Source organism: Streptomyces sp. H27-C3, from assembly GCF_030063415.1.
Lineage (GTDB): Bacteria > Actinomycetota > Actinomycetes > Streptomycetales > Streptomycetaceae > Streptomyces.
Map to the genome: position 1 here is coordinate 99,936 of NZ_JASITA010000011.1, position 21,145 is coordinate 121,080.

The 21,145-nt window shown below is 68.7% G+C and carries 19 protein-coding genes and 2 pseudogenes; 8 read left to right on the plus strand and 13 right to left on the minus strand.

The annotated features are described in order from the left end of the window. Nucleotides 1–41: 41 nt before the first annotated feature. A pseudogene (locus tag QMK30_RS13320) lies at nucleotides 42–767 on the plus strand (phosphatidylinositol-specific phospholipase C domain-containing protein); the annotation flags it as partial. A gap of 77 nt (nucleotides 768–844) precedes the next feature. Here QMK30_RS13320 and QMK30_RS13325 read toward each other — a convergent pair. The 7 genes from QMK30_RS13325 to QMK30_RS13355 form a co-directional block, all read right to left on the minus strand. Beyond that, a complete protein-coding gene (locus QMK30_RS13325; RefSeq protein WP_283517881.1) occupies nucleotides 845–2,275 on the minus strand; it encodes a nucleobase:cation symporter-2 family protein in 1,431 nt (476 codons plus the stop codon). A gap of 355 nt (nucleotides 2,276–2,630) precedes the next feature. Next, the gene (locus QMK30_RS13330; protein WP_283517882.1) at nucleotides 2,631–4,040 is read right to left on the minus strand and encodes an 8-oxoguanine deaminase; all 1,410 of its coding nucleotides are present in this window, start codon (nucleotides 4,038–4,040) and stop codon (nucleotides 2,631–2,633) included. A 192-nt stretch (nucleotides 4,041–4,232) separates the two neighbouring features. Continuing rightward, nucleotides 4,233–5,156, minus strand: a complete 924-nt coding sequence (pucL, locus tag QMK30_RS13335; protein WP_283517883.1) for a factor-independent urate hydroxylase — start codon at nucleotides 5,154–5,156, stop codon at nucleotides 4,233–4,235. Between the two features lie 5 nt (nucleotides 5,157–5,161). Further along, nucleotides 5,162–5,566 (minus strand): hydroxyisourate hydrolase, encoded by a 405-nt coding sequence (gene uraH, locus QMK30_RS13340; protein WP_283517885.1) that lies wholly within the window; start codon nucleotides 5,564–5,566, stop codon nucleotides 5,162–5,164. A 5-nt stretch (nucleotides 5,567–5,571) separates the two neighbouring features. Continuing rightward, nucleotides 5,572–6,081 (minus strand): 2-oxo-4-hydroxy-4-carboxy-5-ureidoimidazoline decarboxylase, encoded by a 510-nt coding sequence (uraD, locus tag QMK30_RS13345; protein ID WP_283517886.1) that lies wholly within the window; start codon nucleotides 6,079–6,081, stop codon nucleotides 5,572–5,574. 167 nt (nucleotides 6,082–6,248) lie between these two features. Further along, nucleotides 6,249–6,626: a helix-turn-helix domain-containing protein gene (locus tag QMK30_RS13350; protein WP_283517888.1), complete on the minus strand. Its 378-nt coding sequence runs from the start codon at nucleotides 6,624–6,626 to the stop codon at nucleotides 6,249–6,251. Next, nucleotides 6,623–6,874: a hypothetical protein gene (locus QMK30_RS13355; RefSeq protein WP_283517889.1), complete on the minus strand. Its 252-nt coding sequence runs from the start codon at nucleotides 6,872–6,874 to the stop codon at nucleotides 6,623–6,625. Before QMK30_RS13355 ends, QMK30_RS13350 begins: the two co-directional genes overlap by 4 nt. A 124-nt stretch (nucleotides 6,875–6,998) precedes the next feature. On the opposite strand from QMK30_RS13355, the gene QMK30_RS13360 reads away from it, so the two are divergent. The 3 genes from QMK30_RS13360 (at nucleotide 6,999) to QMK30_RS13370 (ending at nucleotide 10,444) form a co-directional block, all read left to right on the plus strand. Next, nucleotides 6,999–7,859: a TIM barrel protein gene (locus tag QMK30_RS13360; protein ID WP_283517891.1), complete on the plus strand. Its 861-nt coding sequence runs from the start codon at nucleotides 6,999–7,001 to the stop codon at nucleotides 7,857–7,859. A gap of 49 nt (nucleotides 7,860–7,908) precedes the next feature. Then, complete coding sequence (locus QMK30_RS13365; protein WP_283517893.1) at nucleotides 7,909–8,805, plus strand: 2-hydroxy-3-oxopropionate reductase; 897 nt, start codon at nucleotides 7,909–7,911, stop codon at nucleotides 8,803–8,805. Between the two features lie 181 nt (nucleotides 8,806–8,986). Further along, a complete protein-coding gene (locus QMK30_RS13370; protein ID WP_283517894.1) occupies nucleotides 8,987–10,444 on the plus strand; it encodes a catalase in 1,458 nt (485 codons plus the stop codon). Nucleotides 10,445–11,418: 974 nt separating this feature from the next. Here QMK30_RS13370 and gcl read toward each other — a convergent pair. Further along, the gene (gene gcl, locus QMK30_RS13375; protein ID WP_283517895.1) at nucleotides 11,419–13,203 is read right to left on the minus strand and encodes a glyoxylate carboligase; all 1,785 of its coding nucleotides are present in this window, start codon (nucleotides 13,201–13,203) and stop codon (nucleotides 11,419–11,421) included. Between the two features lie 227 nt (nucleotides 13,204–13,430). Between gcl and QMK30_RS13380 the strand changes: the two genes are divergently transcribed. Next, nucleotides 13,431–14,153, plus strand: coding sequence for a hypothetical protein (locus QMK30_RS13380; protein ID WP_283517896.1), 723 nt, complete (start codon nucleotides 13,431–13,433; stop codon nucleotides 14,151–14,153). Nucleotides 14,154–14,179: 26 nt separating this feature from the next. Continuing rightward, nucleotides 14,180–14,686, plus strand: a complete 507-nt coding sequence (locus QMK30_RS13385) for a GNAT family N-acetyltransferase (protein WP_283517897.1) — start codon at nucleotides 14,180–14,182, stop codon at nucleotides 14,684–14,686. A gap of 183 nt (nucleotides 14,687–14,869) precedes the next feature. Here the strand turns inward: QMK30_RS13385 and QMK30_RS13390 are convergent. Beyond that, nucleotides 14,870–15,925 (minus strand): annotated as a pseudogene (locus tag QMK30_RS13390) (AMP-binding protein). A 169-nt stretch (nucleotides 15,926–16,094) separates the two neighbouring features. Continuing rightward, nucleotides 16,095–16,382, minus strand: a complete 288-nt coding sequence (locus QMK30_RS13395) for a hypothetical protein (protein ID WP_283517899.1) — start codon at nucleotides 16,380–16,382, stop codon at nucleotides 16,095–16,097. A 184-nt stretch (nucleotides 16,383–16,566) separates the two neighbouring features. Here QMK30_RS13395 and QMK30_RS13400 point away from each other — a divergent pair, with 184 nt between their 5' ends. Then, entirely contained in the window at nucleotides 16,567–16,818 is a 252-nt protein-coding gene (locus QMK30_RS13400; RefSeq protein ID WP_283517901.1) for a LuxR C-terminal-related transcriptional regulator, read from the plus strand. Between the two features lie 48 nt (nucleotides 16,819–16,866). Here QMK30_RS13400 and QMK30_RS13405 read toward each other — a convergent pair whose 3' ends face one another. Both QMK30_RS13405 and QMK30_RS13410 read right to left on the minus strand, forming a co-directional pair. Then, nucleotides 16,867–17,082, minus strand: coding sequence for a hypothetical protein (locus QMK30_RS13405; RefSeq protein ID WP_283517902.1), 216 nt, complete (start codon nucleotides 17,080–17,082; stop codon nucleotides 16,867–16,869). A gap of 124 nt (nucleotides 17,083–17,206) precedes the next feature. Then, nucleotides 17,207–18,322, minus strand: a complete 1,116-nt coding sequence (locus QMK30_RS13410; protein ID WP_283517903.1) for a winged helix DNA-binding domain-containing protein — start codon at nucleotides 18,320–18,322, stop codon at nucleotides 17,207–17,209. A 145-nt stretch (nucleotides 18,323–18,467) separates the two neighbouring features. On the opposite strand from QMK30_RS13410, the gene QMK30_RS13415 reads away from it, so the two are divergent. Continuing rightward, complete coding sequence (locus QMK30_RS13415) at nucleotides 18,468–19,598, plus strand: magnesium and cobalt transport protein CorA (RefSeq protein ID WP_283517904.1); 1,131 nt, start codon at nucleotides 18,468–18,470, stop codon at nucleotides 19,596–19,598. 733 nt (nucleotides 19,599–20,331) lie between these two features. Here the strand turns inward: QMK30_RS13415 and hypB are convergent. Next, nucleotides 20,332–21,108, minus strand: coding sequence for a hydrogenase nickel incorporation protein HypB (gene hypB / locus QMK30_RS13420; RefSeq protein ID WP_283517905.1), 777 nt, complete (start codon nucleotides 21,106–21,108; stop codon nucleotides 20,332–20,334). Nucleotides 21,109–21,145: the final 37 nt, after the last annotated feature.

The following is a 21,145-nucleotide window of genomic DNA, read 5'->3' on the forward strand; positions in this document are numbered from 1 at the left end:
ACAAGATCACCGCCGTTTGCGGCTGGTGACACCGTTCTTACCGGCACCCCAACCTGGGCGGCTGCCTCGCGGACATCAAGGCGTGGCACGACGCCCACCCCGGCCACCGTCCCGTGGTGCTCAAGGTCGAGCTGAAGGACGGGTTCCAGGAGAAGAACGGGCGCGGCGCCGCCCAACTCGACGCCCTGGTGGGCGAGACGCTCGGCGACGCGCTGTACCGGCCGGCGGACCTGGCCGGCGGCCATGGGACGCTCGACAACGCGGTACGGGCCGACGGTTGGCCCGCGCGGTCCGCCCTGGCGGGGCGGTTCGTGCTGGAGCTGATCCCCGGGACCGTCGAGGAGGGCAACCCCGCCGACACCCTGTGGACCGACCGGGAGTACGCCACCCATCTGCGTGATCTCGCGGCGGCGGGCCGGCTCGGGGAGGCGGCGGCGTTCCCCGCCGTGCACCGCGCCGAGGGCGGTGACCCGCGGGCACGGTACGCGGATGCGAGCATCAGGCCCTGGTTCGTGATCTTCGACGGCGACGCGTCCGCGTACACGGGCGGCTCCATCGACACCGGCTGGTACGCCCGCAACCGGTACTTCCTGATCATGACGGACGCCCACAACGTGGCCCCGGCGATCGACGGTACGAACCCGACCGAGGCGCAGGCCCTCGAACGGCTCTCCCTGCTGGCGGGGCGGCACGCGAGCATCGTCTCGGCCAACTGGTATCCCTTGCCCCGGGTGCTGGCCGCCGTCGTACCGCGCGCGTCGGGCTGACCGGCGACGTGAGCATGGGGAAGGGGCGGCGGTCCGGACGGACCGCCGCCCCTTCCCCATGCCGTTCGTTCGGCCGTTCAGTGCGTCGTGGCCGGGATCTGGTCGGGGATCTCAGGCTTGGTGATCTCCCCGCCCCCGGCGCTGCCCTCGTCCTCGTCCGAACTCTCCTGCTTGCCAAAGTGGTTGAAGGCCAGGTTGAGCGCGATGGCCACCACACACCCGGTGCTGATGCCCGAGTCGAGCACCACCAGCATGTCCTCGGGGAAGGCGTGGTAGAAGCCCGGGGCTGCGATCGGGATGAGGCCGACACCGACCGAGGCCGCCACGATCAGCGTGTTCTCGCCCTTCTCCAGCGCGGCCGTGGCCAGCGTCTGGATGCCGCTCGCGGCGACCGTGCCGAAGAGCACGATGCCGGCGCCACCCAACACCGGCAGCGGGACCAGCGCGATGACGGAGGCGGCGACCGGGCACAGGCCCAGCAGAATCAGGATGCCGCCGCCGGTGGCGACGACGTACCGGCTGCGCACCTTCGTCATGGCGACCAGGCCGACGTTCTGGGCGAAGGCGCTGGCCATGAAGCCGTTGAAGAGGGGGCTGATGGCGCTGCCCAGGGTGTCGGCACGCAGGCCGCCCTCGATGACCTTCTCGTCCGCCGGGCGACCGACGATTTTGCCGAGCGCGAGCATGTCGGCGGTTGACTCGGTCATGCAGACCAGCATCACGATGCACATCGAGATGATCGCGGCGATCTCGAACTGCGGTGCGCCGAAGTGGAACGGCGTCGGGAAACCGACGACTTCGGCGCTCTTGATGGCGTCGAAGTTGGTGATACCCACCGGGATGGCGATGAGCGTTCCCGCCACGAGTCCGAGCAGGATCGCGATCTGCCGGAGGAAACCGCGCAGCAGCTTGCGCAACGCGAGGACGATCACGAGGGTGAGCGCGGCCATCCCGATGTTCGTCATCGAACCGTAGTCGGGCGCCTTGGCGTTGCCGCCCTGCGACCAGTTGAAGGCGACCGGCAGCAGGGAGACGCCGATCAGCGTGATGACGGTGCCGGTGACGACCGGCGGGAAGAAACGCACCAACTTGCAGAAGTACGGGGCGAGTACGAAGCCGATCACGCCGGCCACGATCACCGCCCCGAAGATGATCGGCAGGGCGTCGTCGCCCTGCCCCTTGCCGATGGCGATCATCGGGGTCACTCCGGCGAAGGAGACGCCGTTGACGAAGGGCAGCTTGGCGCCGATCTTCCAGAAGCCGAGCGTCTGGAGAAGTGTGGCTATGCCTGCCGTGAAGAGGCTCGCCCCCATCAGGAAGGCGGTCTCCTTGGCGTCGAGACCGACGGCAGGGCCAATGATCATGGGCGGGGCCACCACGCCGGCGTACATCGCGGCGACATGCTGGAGGCCGGTGGTGAACATCTTGAGTGGGGGCAACGTCTCGTCGACCGGGTGCTTCTCATCGGCGGCGACTGCGTCTTTGCGAAACCTGGGCTTGACGGCCACAGCGGTTCCTCCGGTCGGTTACACGTCTGCGGGGACATGGATGTCATGGAGGTGGTGCGGAGTGGGGCGTGGTGCAGGTGTGCAGCTGCTGCGAGTCGTGCGGGTGATGCGGGCGGTTCGGTGATGCGGGTGTTTTGACTGTTCGGGTGGTTCGGACCAGCCCGCACATTGGGGGCAAGTGGCGGTCTGGGCAGGGCAGTTGGACTGGACGGGGTACTCACCGGTCCCGAGGGGCGCGCACGCTCACGTACGCGCCTCCCGGAATCGGCCACCGTGAACCCCGCTCGGGTCCACGGCCGCCGACCGGGGGCCGTCCCCCCCGATCGGCCGGTCTGGTGACACGGCCCGGCGTTGGTCAGGCCTGCGCGGCGCTCCGCGCGAGTCGCTGTGCCTCGCCGCGCGCGGAGCGGGCGATGGCGTCCTCGTCCACCGTGATCAGGCGGGTGTCCTCGACGACGGGCTTGCCGTTGACGAGGGAGAGGGTGACCGGGGCGGCAGCGCCGAAGACGATGGCGGTGACCGGGTCGGCAATGGTGGAGTGGCCGATTCCGTCGATCTTCCACATCACCAGGTCGGCGAGCTTGCCGGCTTCGAGCGAGCCGATCTGGCTCGCGCGGCCGAGTACCTGGGCGCCGCCGTACGTGCCGAGGCGCAGCGCCTGGCGGGCGTTGAGCGCTGCCTCGCGGTGCGGGCCGAGGCGGTTGATGAGCAGGGCGTTGCGCAGTTCGGTGTGCAGCTCGCCCGACTCGTTGGAGGCGGTGCCGTCCACGCCGAGGCCGACCGGGACGCCTGCCTTCAGCATGTCCGGGACCCGGGCGATGCCGGCGGCGAGGCGCGCGTTGGAGGACGGGCAGTGGGCGACGCCGGTGCCCGTGCGGGCGAAGGCTGCGATGTCGGAGTCGTTCATGTGGACGCAGTGCGCCATCCACACGTCCTCACCGAGCCAGCCGGTCGACTCGAAGTAGTCGGTCGGGCCCATGCCGAAGAGTTCCTTGCAGAACTGCTCCTCCTCGACGGTCTCGCTGCCGTGGGTGTGCAGGCGTACGCCCTTGCGGCGGGCCAGCTCCGCGCCCTGCCTCATCAGTTCGGTGGTGACCGAGAACGGTGAGCAGGGGGCGACGGCGATCTGGGTCATCGCGTCGAATGAGGCGTCGTGGTGCTGGTCGATGGTCGCCTCGGTGGCGGCGAGTGCGCCTTCGAGGGTCTCGACGGCGAAGTCCGGCGGGAGGCCGCCGTCCGACGTGCCGCGGTCCATGGAGCCACGGGCGAGGGTGAACCGTACGCCCGTCTCGGAAGCGGCGCGGACGATGGCGCTCGACAGGTCGCCGGAGCCCTTCGGGAAGACGTAGTGGTGGTCCATCGCGGTGGTGACACCGCCACGGGCCATCATGGCCAGCGAGCCCTGTGCGGCGGCGTACGCCATGGGCTCGTCGATGCGCGCCCAGGTCGGGTAGAGCGCGGTCAGCCAGTTGAAGAGGTTGTGGTCGGTCGCGAGACCGCGGGTGATCCACTGGTAGAAGTGGTGGTGCGTGTTGATGAGGCCGGGCGTGACCAGGTGGCCGGTGCCGTCGATGCGGCGTACGACCCCTTCCAGACCCTTGGGGGCCTGTCCCGCGCCGATCGATTCGATCCTGTTGTCGGCGACTACGACATAACCCGAGGCGTACTCGGTGTCGTTGGCGTCGACGGTGGCGATCGCGCAGTTCTCGATGACGATGCGCTCGACCGCGCTGACCGCGCTGTCATGGGCTGCCGGTGCTGCCATGGTGCTTCCTCGTTCTCTCTGTGGCGGTTCGGGCACGGCAGGGCCACGGGATTTTGAGTGCCGGAGCCCGGCGTGGCAGCTGACAGTACTGCCGCCGATGAGCTGCTCCGGGTGCCGAAATGAGGGAAACGGATTTCGGTCCGGTACGGCGCCCGCCGGTGATGGACCGGCGGGGCCGTACTCAGCCATGGGTCAGAGGTTGGTCATGTCGACCGGGATGCGGGGCTCGACGCCGTCGCGCAGGACGGTGGCCTCGATCAGGCCGTACGGGCGGTCCGCCGCGAAGTAGACCTCGTTGTCGTTCTTGAGCCCGAAGGGCTCCAGGTCGACCAGGAAGTGATGGTTGTTCGGCAGCGAGAAGCGGATCTCGTCGATCTCGCTGCGGCTGTTGATGACCCGCGAACCCATTTGGTACAGGGTCTGCTGGAGCGAGAGGGAGTACGTCTCGGCGAAGGCCTGCAGGATGTGCTTCTTGGCCTGCTCGTACGAACGCTCCCAGTTGGGCATCCGGTCCGCGTCGTCGGTCCAGTTGTAGCGCCAGGCCGCGGAGACGTCGGTGCACAGGACGCGGTCGTACGCCTCCTTGAGGGTCGTGTACTTGTCCTTGACGTAGCCCCAGAACTCCGAGCTGGTGGAGTTCATGACCGTGAGGTCCTTCAGGCCGGAGATGATCTCCCACTTCTCACCGTCGTAGGTGATCTGCGTGGTGCGCAGCTCCTGGCCCTTGCGGGCGAAGGAGTGCCTGACCTCGTCCGAGCCGATGAAGCGGGAGTTGTTGTCGGCGGTGGCTATCCGCTCCCAGGAGTACTCCTGGATCCGGATGCGGGCGACCTTGATCGGCTCCTGGCTGCTCACGAAGTGCCGCGCCAGGTGGATGCCGAACTGCTCGGCCGACTCGATGCCGTGCTCCTTCGCGAAGGCGTACACCGTGTTCTTGGTGGTGTCCGTGGGCAGGACGTTCGCGTTGGAGCCCGAGTAGTGGACGTCGTCCATGTCGCCGGAGAGGGCGACGGAGACGTTCAGGTCCTTGATGTGGTGGGTGTCGCCGTCCCGCGTGATCTTGACGACGCGGTTCTCTGCCTTGCCGTACTGGTTCTGGCCAAGAATCGTGGGCATGTCTGCTAGCTCCCTCGGTATACGGAGTAGCCGAACGGGTTGAGCAGCAGCGGTACGTGATAGTGCTCGCCCGGTGTGACGGCGAACGTGATCGCCACCTCCGGGAAAAACGCACCGCTGTCCCTTACGCGGGGGGCGTCCTGCTTGGCCTCGGCTTGCTGGTCTGTGCTGCGGTCGTCGATGAAGTACGACTCGGTCTCGAAGTCGAGCCGTACGTGGGTGGTGCCTTCCGGCAGGGTCGGCAAGTCCTTGCAGCGCCCGTCCGCGTCGGTCTTCGACCCGCCGAGCGCCGTCCACTGCGCCGCACCGCCGCTGCGGGCGGTGAGGGTGATGGCGACGCCCGCTGCGGGGCGTCCGATGCTGGTGTCCAGGATGTGCGTGGACACCGACGCGGTGGTCTCGGTACTCAAGACCTTCACTCTCCTTGTTCTACGAGGCGGGTCAGCCGGATGCGGTTGATCTTGCCCAGCTCGGTGCGGACGATTTCCCGCTCCTGCTCGGGCGCGTTCCCGATCCGCTCACGCATCGCGTCGCGCATCTGCTCACCGGTCGCACCGGAGGCGCAGATCAGAAAGACATGTCCGAACCTGTCCTGGTAGGCCAGGTTCAGTTCGAGCATTTCGGCCTTGAGCGCCTCGGAGGCGCCGGCCATCCCCCGCTGCTCGCGGGAGGAGGTCGGGTCACCGGGCTTCGGCCGGCCGATCGGCGGATGCCCCGCCATCGCTTCGGCCAGGTCCCCCGCGGTCAGTTCGGCCATGGCGGCGTCGCTGGCGAGGAAAAGGGCGTCCGCGGTGGCGAAGGGGCGTCGGGCGAGCAGGTCGCTCCCCCACGCCGAACTGGCGCATACCTCGTGGAGCGCGGCTGTGGCCTCGCCGACCTGCAAGGTGTTGAACCGGGCCAGACCCGGTGTCGTACTCGAAGTCACGGGAGCCTCCGTGGCCTTGTGCTGGACGGGCTGGGCATAGCTAACGCTCTCAACAACATCACGTCAACAGTTTGTTGAAATTCGGCGAACACAAAAACCGCCGCCCGGGCATCAGGACGACGGTTCCACGAAATGATCGATCAAACCGGTGCCAGACCGGCGAGCAGCTACTCGCTCTTGGGGGTGTTTTCCCTGTTCAGGTAGTTGTACACGGTGAAGCGGCTGACCCCCAGGGCGCTCGCCACCGTCTCCACCCCGTGCCGCACGGAGAAAGCCCCACGCCCCTCCAGGGTTCGTACGACCGACTGCTTGGCCCTGCGGTCGAGCTCGGACAGCGGCATGCCGTGCCGGCGCTCCAGGGCGGCCAGGATGTGATCGAGGGAATCCGACAGCTGCGGCAGCCGCACCGCGAGAACGTCCAGGCCCTCCCAGGCCAACACCACGTCGTCGCCGCGGGCCTGCTCCGGCTCCATGATCTCGGCGCCCATGGCGTCGGCGAGCGGCTTTATCGCCGTGAAGAGCGGGTGGTCTCCGAGTCCGGTCACTGCCCGCCCTCCCCGATCACATTGACCTGCAACGAGACCCGGGTGGCGCCCTCGGCCAGCGACCTGCGCAGCAGCGCGTCGACCGCGGTCAGCACCGCGTCCGCGCCGCCCTCCGCGGTGTTCCCGAACGGGCCGACATCCACCGCGTCCAGTTCGGCCACCTGGATGACCTCGCGGGCGGCCAGCGCATGCGGCGGCGCATCGTCGAGGTCGAACGGCTCGGTCGTGAACTCCACTCTCAATCGCACGCGCTCAACCTACTGCGCGAGGCACGAAAACCGGCAGCCCCCCTTGACAGCTCTCCTGGATTCCGGGCAACCTTCCATCAAGCAGAAAACAACTTCCGCGATACGGAAGGAGCGTCAAACTCTCATGGCCTCTCTTTTTTCCGAGAAGCGCACCGACCAGCGCTTCGATGTGAACCTCTCCATCCTCTTCACGGAACTCCCGCTCCTTGAGCGTCCCGCGGCCGCGGCCGCGGCGGGCTTCACGGCGGTCGAGCTGTGGTGGCCCTGGATCGAGACTCCCACCCCTGACCAGGCCGAGCTCGACGCTCTCAAGAAGGCGCTCGACGAGGCAGGCACCCAGCTGGTGGGCCTGAACTTCTACGCCGGACAGCTGCCAGGCCCCGACCGCGGCGCGGTTTCCGTGCCGGGCGAGGAGTCGGACCGCTTCCGCGCGAACATCGACGTCGCGGCGGACTTCGCCGCCTCGGTCGGCTGCAAGGCGCTCAACGCGCTCTACGGCAACCGCGTGGACGGCGTCGACCCGGCGGTCCAGGACCAGCTGGCCCTGGAGAACCTGGTTCTCGCCGCCCGCGCCGCCGACCGCGTCGGCGCGATCCTGCTGATCGAGACCCTGAACAAGCCGGAGTCGCCGCTCTACCCCCTGGTGAGCGCGCCCGCCGGTGTCGGTGTCGTCGACAAGGTGAACGCGGCGACGGGACTGGGCAACGCCAAGTTCCTGCTCGACCTCTACCACCTGTCGATGAACGGCGAAGACCTCGTCGAGGTCATCGAGAAGTACGCCGACAAGACCGGTCACGTGCAGATCGCCGACAACCCGGGCCGCGGCGCTCCCGGCACCGGCGGCCTCGACCTCGCCGACCTGCTCGACCGCCTCAAGAAGGCGGGCTACGACGGCTGGGTCGGCCTCGAGTACAAGCCCGGCGACCGGCCGAGCGCAAGCGCCTTCGAGTGGCTGCCGGCCCCGCTGCGCGCCGCCGGCGCCTGACGGCCCACTCCTGACGTACGCAAGACTTTTTTCCGAAAGAGGCACCCTCATGAGCACCCTTCCCAAGATCGGCTTCATCGGCCTCGGCATCATGGGCTCCCCCATGGCCGAGAACCTGCTGAAGGCGGGTTACGACGTCACCGGCTTCACCCTTGAGCAGCCCAAGATCGACCGTCTGGTCGCGGCCGGCGGCAAGGGCGCGAGCTCGATCGCCGAGGCCGTCAAGGACGCCGACGTCGTCATCACGATGGTGCCCGCCTCCCCGCAGGTCGAGGCCATCGCGTACGGCGAGAACGGCATCCTGGAGAACGTCAGGAAGGGCGCCCTCCTGATCGACATGTCCTCGATCACCCCGCAGACCTCCGTCGACCTGGGCAAGGCGGGCGCCGAGAAGGGCCTGCGCGTCCTGGACGCCCCGGTCTCCGGTGGCGAGGCCGGCGCGATCGAGGCCGTACTGTCGATCATGGTCGGTGGCGAGAAGGCCGACTTCGACGCCGCCAAGCCGGTGCTCGACGTGCTGGGCAAGACCATCGTCCTGTGCGGCCCGCACGGCTCCGGCCAGACGGTCAAGGCCGCCAACCAGCTGATCGTCGCGGTCAACATCCAGGCGTGCGCCGAGGCCGTGGTCTTCCTGGAGAAGTCCGGCGTGGACCTCGCCGCCGCGCTCGACGTCCTCAACGGCGGCCTGGCCGGCTCCACCGTACTGACACGCAAGAAGGACAACTTCCTCAAGCGGGACTTCGCCCCGGGCTTCCGGATCGACCTGCACCACAAGGACATGGGCATCGTCACCGACGCCGCCCGCAATGTCGGTGCCGCCCTGCCCGTCGGCGCGGTCGTCGCCCAGCTCGTCTCCTCGCTGCGCGCCCAGGGTGACGGTGGCCTGGACCACTCCGCCCTGCTCCGTGGCGTCGAGCGCCTTTCGGGTCAGCCCCTCAAGAGCTGACCCGACCCCCTGAACTCCGGGCTGCGGCAGCGCTGACACCTGTCCTGTCGCGCCCAGGCGCTGCCGCCGCCCGGACCCAGACTCTTGATTTCAACAAACTGTTGACGCTACGTTCTGCCCGTACTTACGCTCCACATGACGGAAACGTCTTCCGTCAGCAGCTCCCGCACGGAAGGTCCCCATGTCGAAGCGTGTGCTCACGACCGAATCCGGCGCCCCGGTCGCCGACAACCAGAATTCCGCCTCCGCCGGTCTCGGTGGCCCGCTCCTCCTCCAGGACCAGCACCTCCTTGAGAAGCTCGCCCGGTTCAACCGTGAGCGCATCCCGGAGCGCGTGGTCCACGCGCGCGGATCCGGCGCGTACGGCTACTTCGAGGTCACCGACGACGTCACCGGCTTCACCCGCGCGAACTTCCTCGGCGAGGTCGGCAAGCGGACCGAGACGTTCATCCGCTTCTCGACCGTCGCCGACAACCTCGGTGGCGCGGACGCGGTCCGCGACCCGCGCGGTTTCGCGCTGAAGTTCTACACCGAAGAGGGCAATTACGACCTCGTCGGGAACAACACCCCGGTGTTCTTCCTCAACGACCCGGTCAAGTTCCCCGACTTCATCCACTCCCAGAAGCGCGACCCCTTCACGGGCAAGCAGGAACCGGACAACGTCTGGGACTTCTGGGCGCACTCGCCGCAGTCCACGCACCAGATCACCTGGCTGATGGGCGACCGCGGCATCCCCGCCTCGTACCGCCACATGAACGGCTTCGGCTCGCACACCTACCAGTGGACGAACGCCGAGGGCGAGGCCTTCTTCGTCAAGTACCACTTCAAGACGAACCAGGGCATCCGCTGCCTGTCCTCCGAGCAGGGCGCCGAGCTGGCCGGCTCGGACGCCAACTCGCACCAGACAGACCTGCTCCAGGCCATCGAGCGCGGCGTCAACCCGTCCTGGACCCTGCACGTCCAGGTCATGCCGGCCGCCGAGGCCGCTGAGTACCGCTTCAACCCGTTCGATGTGACGAAGGTCTGGCCGCACGCGGACTACCCGCTCCAGCGGGTCGGCCGGCTGGTCCTCGACCGGAACCCGGACAACGTGTTCGCCGAGGTCGAGCAGGCCGCGTTCTCGCCGAACAACTTCGTGCCCGGCATCGGCCCGTCCCCGGACAAGATGCTCCAGGGCCGGCTCTTCGCCTACGCGGACGCCCACCGCTACCGCCTCGGTGTGAACCACACCCAGCTGCCGGTGAACGCGCCCAAGGCGACCAAGGCCGACAACTACGGCCGCGACGGCGTCATGTCGACCCGCTACGGCAGGCGGCACGACAAGAACTACGAGCCCAACTCCTACGAGGGCCCGGCCCAGACGGACCAGGCGCTCTCCGCCCCCCTCGCGTTGTCCGGCTGGACCGGCACCCACGAGAACGCCGTCCACGTCAAGGACGACGACTTCTTCCAGGCGGGCGAGCTCTACCGGCTGATGTCGGACGAGGAGAAGTCCCGCCTGATCGCCAACATCGCAGGCGGCCTCTCGCAGGTCACCCGCGACGACGTGATCGAGAAGAACCTCGCCCACTTCCACGCGGCCGACCAGGAGTACGGCAAGCGCGTCCAGGAAGCGGTCCGCGCCCTGCGCGAGGACTAGTGCCGCGCCAGGCAACATCGGCCCCGTCGCGGCACTAGCACGGGCGAACAACCCACAGACCGCGCGCGGAAGCTGACGGGAGGTCATCTTCCACGCGCCGTCCGTACCGCCGACCCGAATGAGGGGTGGCCGGCGATACGGACAGGACTGGGAACCGCGGCGGCGAGCGAGCCAGTGCGGTGGTCAAGGCTTCCGGTATCTGCCCTGCTCGACCTGAGAGCAGAGCAGACCGGCAGTTCATCGCCCACCGCCGCGGTCCCGGACCGACCCCTACCCACCTTCCCCGTGCGACCCTCGCACCGCTAGGCGGGCTTCGGGACGATGCGCCGGACTCCGCCCTCCCCCTCCCCGGTGCGACCCTCGCACCGCTAGGCGGGCTTCGGGACGATGCGCCGGACTCCGCCCTCCCCCTCCCCGGTGCGACCCTCGCACCGCTAGGCGGGCTTCAGGGCGATGCGCCGGACTCCGCCCGGCGACCCGAGCGGGCCGGTATTTCGGCCCGCCGCACCAACCGCGGTCTCGACCGCACCCCATAGACCCGCCCGGCGGCGCGAATGTCCTGTCGCGCCAGCCTCGTGCCGTCGGGCGGCTTCAACTTCCGTGAAAGTGCGCGGAGTACGGATCGTTTCGTACTCCGCGCACTTTCGCGTTCCCGGGCGCGTACGTGCTCCTACGTGCTCGGGTCCACGCGCCCTGCTCTCCCGTCCAAGCCCCGCGCACCCCGCACAAGGCACTCGGGACACCACACCGGGATCGGCGTCCGGCTGCGCACGCTCCACACGCCACCACCGGCCCGCCGTGGTCGCACAGGTCAGCAGTGCCGGCGCGCCGAGGCCCTCCCAGCACCCGGCAGGCGTGCGAAGGCCCTCACCCGGCGCCCAGCACCCGGCAGGGGCACGCGCACGCCGAAGGGGCGGCCCGCCGTGGTGGCGGGCCGCCCCTTCAGTAGGTGCGGGTCGTGCGGGGTGCGAGCGTCAGACGAGCGGACGGATCGCCGTGGGCGCGTGGCCCGGCTCCGTGGCGAGGTCCTCCCACTCCTTGACGGCGCTGATATCGGCCGTCGGGCTCATGGAGATGTTGGTGACCCGCTCCAGGATCGCCTCGACGACGACCGGGACCCGGAACTCGGCGGCCAGCTTCTTGGCCTCCTCGAAGGCGGGCAGCAGTTGGTCGGGCTCAGTGACGCGGATGGCCTTGCAGCCGAGACCCTCGACAACCTTGACGTGGTCGACGCCGTAGACGCCCAGCTCCGGGGAGTTGATGTTCTCGAACTCCAGGTTGACCTGGAAGTTGATGTCCAGGCCGGCCTGCGCCTGACGGATCAGACCGAGGTAGGCGTTGTTCACGAGAACGTGGACGTACGGGATCTTGTGCTGCGCGCCGACCGCCAGCTCCTCGATCATGAACTGGAAGTCGTAGTCACCGGAGAGCGCGACGACGGGCGTCTCGGGGTCGGCGGTGGCGGCACCGAGCGCGGCCGGGATGGTCCAGCCGAGCGGGCCCGCCTGGCCGCAGTTGATCCAGTGGCGCGGCCGGTAGACGTGCAGCATCTGCGCGCCGGCGATCTGGGAGAGGCCGATGGTGGTGACGTAACGCGTCTCCGGGCCGAAAGCCTTGTTCATCTCCTCGTACACGCGCTGCGGCTTCAGCGGCACGTTGTCGAAGTGCGTGCGGCGCTGGAGCGTGGACTTGCGCTCCAGGTGCGAGGCGACCCACGCGGACCGGTCGGGCAGCTTGCCCGCGGCCTTGAGCTCCTTGGCGACCTCGACGAAGAGCTCAAGAGCGGCCTTGGCATCGGAGGCGATGCCGTAGTCCGGGGCGAAGATCTTGCCGATCTGGGTGGGCTCGATGTCGACGTGGACGAACTTGCGGTCCTTGGTATAGACGTCGAGCTTGTAGCCGGTGTGGCGGTTGGCCCAGCGATTGCCGATGCCCAGGACGAAGTCCGACTCCAGGAACGTCGCGTTGCCGTAGCGGTGCGAGGTCTGCTGGCCGACCATGCCCGCGTTCAGGTCGTGGTCGTCCGGAATGGTGCCCCAGCCCATCAGGGTCGGCACGACGGGCGTGTTGGTGATCTCGGCGAACTCGACCAGCAGGTCGGAGGCGTCCGCGTTGATGATGCCGCCACCGGCGACGATCAGCGGGCGCTCGGACTCGAGCAGGAAGGTGATCGCCTTCTCGATCTGGGCGCGGGTCGCGGCCGGCTTGTAGACGGGCAGCGGCGCGTACGTCTCCGGGTCGAACTCGATCTCGGTCAGCTGGACGTCGATCGGCAGGTCGATGAGGACCGGGCCCGGACGGCCCGAGCGCATCAGGTGGAACGCCTGCTGGAAGACGCCGGGGACCTGCGCGGCCTCCAGGACGGTGGTCGCCATCTTGGTGACCGGCTTCGCGATCGAGGCGATGTCGACGGCCTGGAAGTCCTCCTTGTGGAGGACCGCGACCGGGGCCTGGCCAGTGATGCACAGGATCGGGATCGAGTCGCCGATCGCGGAGTAGAGCCCGGTGATCATGTCGGTGCCGGCCGGTCCCGACGTACCGATGCACACACCGATATTGCCGGCCTTGGTGCGGGTGTACCCCTCGGCCATGTGGGAGGCGCCCTCGACGTGGCGGGCCAGCGTGTGGTCGATACCGCCGCCCGCTTCGAGGGCCTTGTAGAAGGGGTTGATCGCCGCGCCGGGCACACCGAACGCGGCCGTCACGCCTTCGAGCTTGAGGATCTCAACAGCCGCTCGGGCGGCGGTCATACGAGGCATTGGGTACTCCTGCTTCGGCCTGTCGGAACGACCCCACCGCTGTGGACCGGTGAGCGTCATTTCCATAATGCGGAAGTTTAGTTCTGCTATATGGAAGTAATCTAGAGGCGGGCCGTGCAACCGTCAAGGGCGGCCAATGGTCGAAGTCCCTCCCCAAGGCGTCGCTCTTGGTGGACGATGGGACACGTACCGCAGTCATAAGCGCCGACGGTCCGAGGGGGACGGTCATGGGAGAGAACGTGCCGGTGCGCTGCCCGGCATGCCGCCGCCATCACACGTTCACGTCGCCGGTATTTCCCTGCGCGTGTGGCGCCCCGCTCGCGCCTCCCCTGCTCCGGGGTGCCGCGCCGGAGCGGATCACGCACCGCACCTGGACCGACGCCTGGGTCACGGTCCGCTGCGAGTCCTGCGGGCGCCAGGACCAGTGGCCGCAGCCCGAGCTGGGCTGCGCGTGCGGGGTGGTACTACGCATTCCGGTGCGTCCGGTGCCGCGCACCGCGGCGGCAGGATCCCCGCCCGCAGCCGGTCACCCGTCCCACATCCCTTTGCCGCCGACCGAGGCTCCTCCGCGCCCCACGTTCCGCCCGATGACGATCAGGACCGCGCGGGACGCGGTGACCGCGGCGGCGCTCTATCTGAAGTGGCTCGGGTTCCGCGACATCATGCAGTCGCCCGAGCGGCCGGCGTCCGGCATCGATCTGCGCGGGGCCGGCCTGGTCGCGCAGATCGACCCGACGACCCGGCCCGCCAAGCTGCGCGACGTCGAATGCCTGTGGCTCAACGGTCTGAGCTCGTCGGCGGTGAGCGTCTTCTTCTCGCTCGCCGGGTACGCCGACGACGCCAGGGCCCGAGCGGACTCGCTGGGCATCCCGCTCTTCGTCATGGATCTCACGGGGACACCGCAGCCGGTCAACGGCCCGGCGGACGAGCTCATCAGCACGGGCGCGTAGGGCACTGCCTGAGCGATACTGCCGCCATGCGCATCCGACCCGCGACCTTGGCCGAACTCCCCCTGCTCCAGGCCGTCGAGCGTGCGGCGGGCGAGCCGTTCCGCGCTCTGGGCATGGCCGAGATAGCCGACGACGAGCCCCCGGCGCTGGACCTGCTGGCCCGCTACCTGCGGGCGGGCCACGCCTGGGTCGCGGCGGACGCCGGGGAGCGGCCCGTCGCGTATCTGATCCACGACGCCGTGGACGCGGCGGCCCACATCGAGCAGGTCTCCGTCCACCCCTGCGCCGCCGGCCGCGGCACGGGCCGCGCCCTGATCGACCACCTCGCGGACCGCGCCGCGGCCGAGAGCGCGACCGCCCTGACCCTGACCACGTTCACCGACGTCCCGTGGAACGCCCCGTACTACGCCAGGATCGGTTTCCGCACGCTCCCCGACCGCGAGCTCACTCCGGGCCTGCGGAAGATCCGCGCCGAGGAGGCGGAGCTGGGCCTGGACCGCTGGCCGCGAGTCTGTATGCGCCGAGAGCTCTGAGCAGCGCTCTCGCACCCGTGGCCAGGTGTACCGGTAGCTAGTGCCGCGGCAGGTGACGTTTGCCCGTCAAGGAGCGGCGTCCGGTGCGTGCTCTCGGCGTGCCGGCCGGAAGTCCTCGTACTGGACGTACTTGGGCTTTCGGCCGGTGCGGCGAGAGTATGTGCCGGCCGCCGCGACGGGGCACTAGGTGTACCGCTCGCGCAGTTCCGCCTTCCTGACCTTGCCGCTGACCGTCATCGGGAACGCGTCCATGACCTGGAGTCTGCGCGGGATCTTGTAGTGCGCGAGCCCGGTCGCGGCAGAACTCCGTCAGCTCCTCCAGCGTCGGCGGATACCGCGGGTCGCGCGGAATGACGCAGGCCAGGATCTCTTCGCCGTACCGCTCGTCGGAGGTGCCGACCACCTGGACGTCGGAGATCTTCGGATGGCCGTGGAGGAACTCCTCGATCTCTCGCGGATAGACGTTCTCACCACCGCGAATGATCATGTCCTTGATGCGGCCGACGATCTGGACATACCCGTCCTCGCGGATCACCGCCAGGTCCCCGGTGTGCATCCAGCGGCCCGCGTCGATGGCGTCCGCCGTCTTCCGCAGCTCCTCCCAGTAGCCGAGCATCACGCTGTAGCCGCGGGTGCGCAGCTCGCCCGCCGCGCGACAGCGTCACTCCCGTCACCGGGTCCACGACCTTGACCTCGATGTGCGGCAGCACCCGCCCGACCGTGCCCGTGCGGCGCTCCAGGTCGTCGTCGCGGCGGGTCTGGGTGGAGACCGGGGAGGTCTCCGTCATGCCGTAGCAGATGGACACCTCGGCCATGCGCATCTCGCCGCCCACCCGCTTCGCAGTCGCCCCGCACCTCTTCGACCATCCGCCGGTAGTCGCTTCCCTGGTGCGCCAGCGAGGCGATCAAGACCGAGACCCCTGCCTGGTTCAGGACGTGCTTCAGCTCGTGCGTGCGGTACGCGGGATTGATGTTGACCATGACCGCACCGATCCGCGCGGTGGCGTACCGCGTCAGCACCCACTCCGGGCAGTTGACCGCCCAGAGCCCCGACCTGAGCCACCTCTGCCAGACACTCGCCACGTTGCCGTATGGCAGCTCCGACCAGGGGCATCCGCTGCGCGCCTTGAGCAGCATGGCGTCCAGAAGGGCCCTGGGGTCCTTCGATCGACGGCCTGGCCGGGCATCAAGAATCGGCTTCGCACGGGCCCACGCGTCGTCGGTGAGGAGGGGAACCACACGCTCCCGCGCCCGGAACCAAGTGCTGATCTGGTCGTCGGACCGCTTCTTCCTTGGGGCCTCTCCCAAAATGGTCACGCGCAGGTCCAGCAGGTCAATCACGCTCTCCTGCTCCCAGGGCGCCATCCTGTGCGAATTCACCCGAGCCATCTCGACCAGGGCATTAAGGTCACGCGCCCGATCGACAGGTTTCTCTGCTTCCTTCCTGCCACGCCACTGCTTCGTTCCGGAGCTCTTCCAAGCCCGCCAGTTCGTCATTGAGTGGGCGAACTGCTCGATCAACGGCTTCCTCAGCCGCCTTGCGGTCGAGCTTCTTACGTGCGGCCTGTCGAGCTGTTACGGCAGTCGTCACGGCGATAGTCTCGTCCAACTCTTCTATCTGCTCGCCCAGCTCTTTGATGCGCGCCGCGTAGTCGGTGCCGTTACTGTTGACCATGTCAATCCAGTCAGCTGCCATCAGCTTCAGACGCTCAGGGTCTTCGAGGAGCCCGCAGACCTCAGACCAGACGCGGTTTTCCAGGGCGTCCGCGTTGATCCGCGTGGCCCGCGGCGTGGGAGCTGGTCAGGGACGCGCACCGGGAGCTGCGCGCGCTGGCCCCGCGCGTCGTCGACCCGGAGCTGCGCAATGAACTCGTCCTGGTGTGCGGCTGGTTGGCGGCGGCGACCGGGAGCGGCTCGGACCGGGCTCCGGCCCGCTGGTGGCGCTGACGCCGCGCGAGCTGGATGTGCTGGCGTGCGTGGCGGCGGGCTCGACGACTGCGGCGGCGGGTCAGCAGCTGGGGCTGCGGCCGGAGACGGTGAAGGGGTATCTGCGTTCCGTGATGCGGAAGTTGGGGGCGCACACAAGACTGGAAGCGGTGGTCGCGGCACGACGGGCGGGCCTGCTGCCGTGACGGTGGCCCGGGAGCGGGGAACAGCCCCGGGCAGCGGTCCACCCCCCGTCAGAACAGCGGCAGCTGACCCGAAAACGTCGGTACGTCGTACCCGTCCAGCGAAGCCCGCACCGCAGGATCCAGCGGCGCGTGCCTCCGCGACCCGAGGCACGACACCAAGTCGCCCACGTGCCGCGCCCCGGAAGGATCGTGGCGGGCAAACCTGCTCGCCACGACGGCGATTTCACGGCGGCACACCGGGCACGTGCGACGGGGAGAGGACATGCCCCCAGTCTGCCCTGCCCGCCGCGGCGCCGTGCCCCGGAGATCCGCGATGTCCCTCAGATGCCGGGCTCCGGGCTCCAAACCGCTCATCAGAAGCCCGTGTCCGCGGATGCGGCGAGGTCCCTCAGCTGTCGAGCGGCGCGAACCGGATCTCGTGCACGGCCGCCGACGCCATCGTGCCCAGCAGCCGCTCCCCCTCCTCGGCGATCTCCGCACGCTGGGCGCGGGTGAACGTACCCAGGGCCTCGATGGTGAGCGTCGCGGTGCCCTTGGTCTCCTCCATATGCCAGAGGCCGGCCGGGAAGCCGTCGACGAGGAGGGGGCGGTAGTACTCGTTCTGGTTCCGGGTACGGAGCCGGTACTTCGTCGCGACCACCCGGCTGCGGTCGGCGTGCGAGAGCAGCAGGTTGTCGAACTCGGGGAGGAAGCGGGGTGGGGCCGGGGTGTCCTCCGCCGGGCGGGACGCGTCGGGAAGGTCGAAAAGCTCGACGCCGTTCTCGTCGCTGAAGGTGAGCAGCCGCGGCCGCAGCCGCTCGAACGCCTCCCGCAGCCGGGTCAACCCCGCCCAGACCTGCATGTCCTTGACCGAGGCGGGCCCGAACGCCGCCAGGTAGCGCAGCACGGCCGCGTCGGGCGTCGCCGGCGCGGGCTCGGACGGCCGGCCCAGCCAGTGCTCGGCGGTGGTGAGCGCCACCTGGCCGCTCCTGCCCCACAGGCCCCGCGGAGTGACCTGGACCAGGGGCAGTTTGCAGCGGGCCGCGACGGCCAGGGCCGACGGGTCCGCGTCCGGCCACTCCTTCAGCAGCGCCTCCCGGAGTTCCGCCATGGTCCGTGGCCGCTCCTCGACGAGGCCACGGCTCAGCGCGGCCAGCCGGTCGAGGTCCACGCCCCGCAGCCCCTTGCGGAACGCCTTGAGCTCCCGTTCACGCGCCGCCTGGACGAGAGGCCGCAGGGCGAGGCAGTCGTCGGCGGTGTGCGTGTGGATGGTGGAGCGCATGGTGACGATGCGTACGACGTCGCGCGAAGCCATCAGGCCCGAGAGCTCCTCGGGGGCGAAGCCTTCGAGGCGGGCGAAGAGCTGGTAGTACGGCGGCTTGGTGTTCTGCGCCTGCAGGCCGACCAGATGCTCGACGGCGTCCGCGGCGGGCATCGCGGCGCGGGACAGCAGGAGCTGGCGCGCCAGAGTCGCGCGGTTCAGGGCACGGGTACTGAGCATGGCCTTCGCCGGGGATGTGGTCATGCTCCGCACGCTACTCACCCTTGCGGACAGTTTCCGTCCGCATCTCGGAGATCCCCGCACCTCGCAGGCCATGCGCCCGACATTTGGGACGTATATTCTGCACCGTGGCCATGACACCGCATCACCCATGGGAGGCGGGACCCGTATGAAGCACTCCTGGCGCCGCCAGCCGGCGCCCCCAGCCATGCCTCCCACGGCCGCGCGCCCTCCAGCCCGCCCGGCCGCCGCCTCCACCGATCCGGCGCAGCAGAACCGGGCCAGCGTCGTGCATGCCGCGCTCTACCGGTACGGCCGGCGCGTCTCCACGCCGGACTCGCTCGCCGAGACGTTCCGTCAACTGCGGGAGGATCCCGACGGCATGGCCTGGATCGGCCTACACCGGCCGACCGAGGCCGAAATCCTCACCCTGGCCGACGAGTTCGACCTGCACCCACTGGCCGTCGAGGACGCGATGGAGGCGCACCAGCGCCCCAAGCTGGAGCGGTACGGCGAGACGCTCTTCGTCGTCCTTCGAGCGGCCCGCTACCTGGACGCCGCCGAGGAGGTCGACTTCGGTGAGCTGCATGTCTTTGTCGGCAGGGACTTCGTCATCACCGTCAGGCACGGCGCGGCGCCCGACCTCTCCGCCGTACGCAACCGGATGGAGGAGACCCCGGAGCTGATGGCGCTGGGGCCCGAGGCGGTGCTTTACGCGATTCTCGACGCCGTCGTCGACGGATACGCGCCGGTGGTCGAGGGCGTACAGAACGACATCGACGAGATCGAGACCGAGGTCTTCCGGGGTGACCCCGAGGTCTCCCGGCGCATCTATGAACTCTCCCGCGAAATGGTGGAGTTCCAGCGCGCCACCCGCCCCCTGGTCGGCATGCTGCACGGTTTGATGGCGGGCTTCGCGAAGTACCGCACCGATGAGGAACTCCAGCGTTACCTGCGTGACGTCGCCGACCACGTCACGCACACCAGCGAGCGCGTGGACGGCTTCCGCCAGGCCCTGGCCGACATCCTCACGGTCAACTCGACCCTGGTCACACAGCAGCAGAACGCGGAGATGCGGGCCATCGCCGAGGCGGGCTTCGAGCAGAACGAGGAGATCAAGAAGATCTCGTCGTGGGCAGCGATTCTGTTCGCACCCACACTCGTGGGAACCATCTACGGCATGAACTTCGACGAGATGCCCGAGTTGCACTGGGCGTTCGGCTACCCGTTCGCGATTCTGCTGATGGCGGCGGTGTGCGTGAGCCTGTACTTCATCTTCAAGCGACGGGACTGGCTGTAGCCGACAGATCGACCCAAGCATCTATATCCGCATTAGCGAACCTTTCTCTGGGCTGGCCTCAGCGCTCTGGGGAGAATCTGGGGAGAATCCGCGGCGATGGGGAGCGGGGGCGTTGTCAACTTCCTGGAGCCCGCGGTGGCGTGGTCCGGATTGGGGCGTGTCTGGCCGTTGTGGGGGCCCCTGGTCAGGCGGCCGGGGACAGGCCCGTGGCCTGCCTCCAGGTGGTGAAGCGGTCGGTCATCTCGGTGCGGTAGTGGGGTGCGGTGAGGAGGTGTCGGCGGGGTCACCGCTGACGGATCGTCTCGTACGACACGACGACGCCGCGTTCCGACATCGCCTCCTCGACCTCACGGAAACGCCAAGGACAACTTCCCCACCGTCGAGGTGTGCCGCAACCTAAGGGCTGTCCCGTAATCCCTGGTGGATCAGCGCACGGCGTCAGATGCGGCGCATCGCAAGGCGGAGGGACGTTCGCATACTGGACGTATTCGGGCGTTCCGACAACGCGGCGAGGTGCCGTAGCTGTCGTCGTGCGCCTGCCAGGGATTGCGGGACAGCCCTTAGACCACTCGGGACTACGGCTGATCATCTGCGGAGGCACCTACTCGAAGGCCGACAAACGCTACGCCGACAACGTCGTGGCCTACGCGACGCTCGCGGCAGCCACCGCTGAGGCGCCGCCTGACGCCCTCGGCGCTGCCGGAGCTGCCCGGACCACTGCCCCCAGAGTCGTTCACTCCTGCTCCGCCACCCACTCGTACCAGCGATCCATCCCTTCCCCCGTGGTCGCGGACACCGCCAGCAACCTCACCTGCGGATTGACCGAGCGCGCATACGCCTCGCACTGATCGACGTCGAAATCGACATAGGGGAGCAAGTCGATCTTGTTGATGATCACCAGGTCGGCGGCGGCGAACATGTAGGGGTACTTCAGCGCCTTGTCCGTACCCTCGGTAACCGAGATGATCACGACCTTGCTGCGCTCCCCCAGGTCGAACAGGGCGGGGCAGACCAGGTTCCCCACGTTCTCGACCAGGACCAGCGAGCCGGCCGCGGGCGACAGGACCGTGAGCGCACCGTGCATCATCTCCGCGTCGAGATGGCACCCCGCCCCGGTGTTCACCTGGACCACCGGGCATCCGGTTCGCCTGATCCGGTCGGCGTCGAGCATCGTTTCCTGATCGCCCTCGACGACCGCGACCGGTCGCCGGCTCGCGAGATCGGCGATGGTGCGTTCGAGCAGCGTGGTCTTGCCCGCGCCGGGAGAGCTCATCAGATTCACCGCGACGATTCCCCGATCGGCCAGCCACTCGCGATTGCGGGCCGCGAGATCGTCGTTCTTGGCCAGCACGCGTTGCTCAAGCGTGATCGTCTCGCCGGCCGCCTTCGGGTGACCGTGCCCGTGGCCCCCCGTACGGTCGTGCGAGTGATCGTGCGAGTGGCCCTGCGGAGGGGCCTCCGCACCACCGGGTGGGCGGCCCCGCACCGTCGCGTCATCTGTCTTCGGCAAGGCGATTCTGGTTCCGCTGCCGCCCTCTTCACCACAA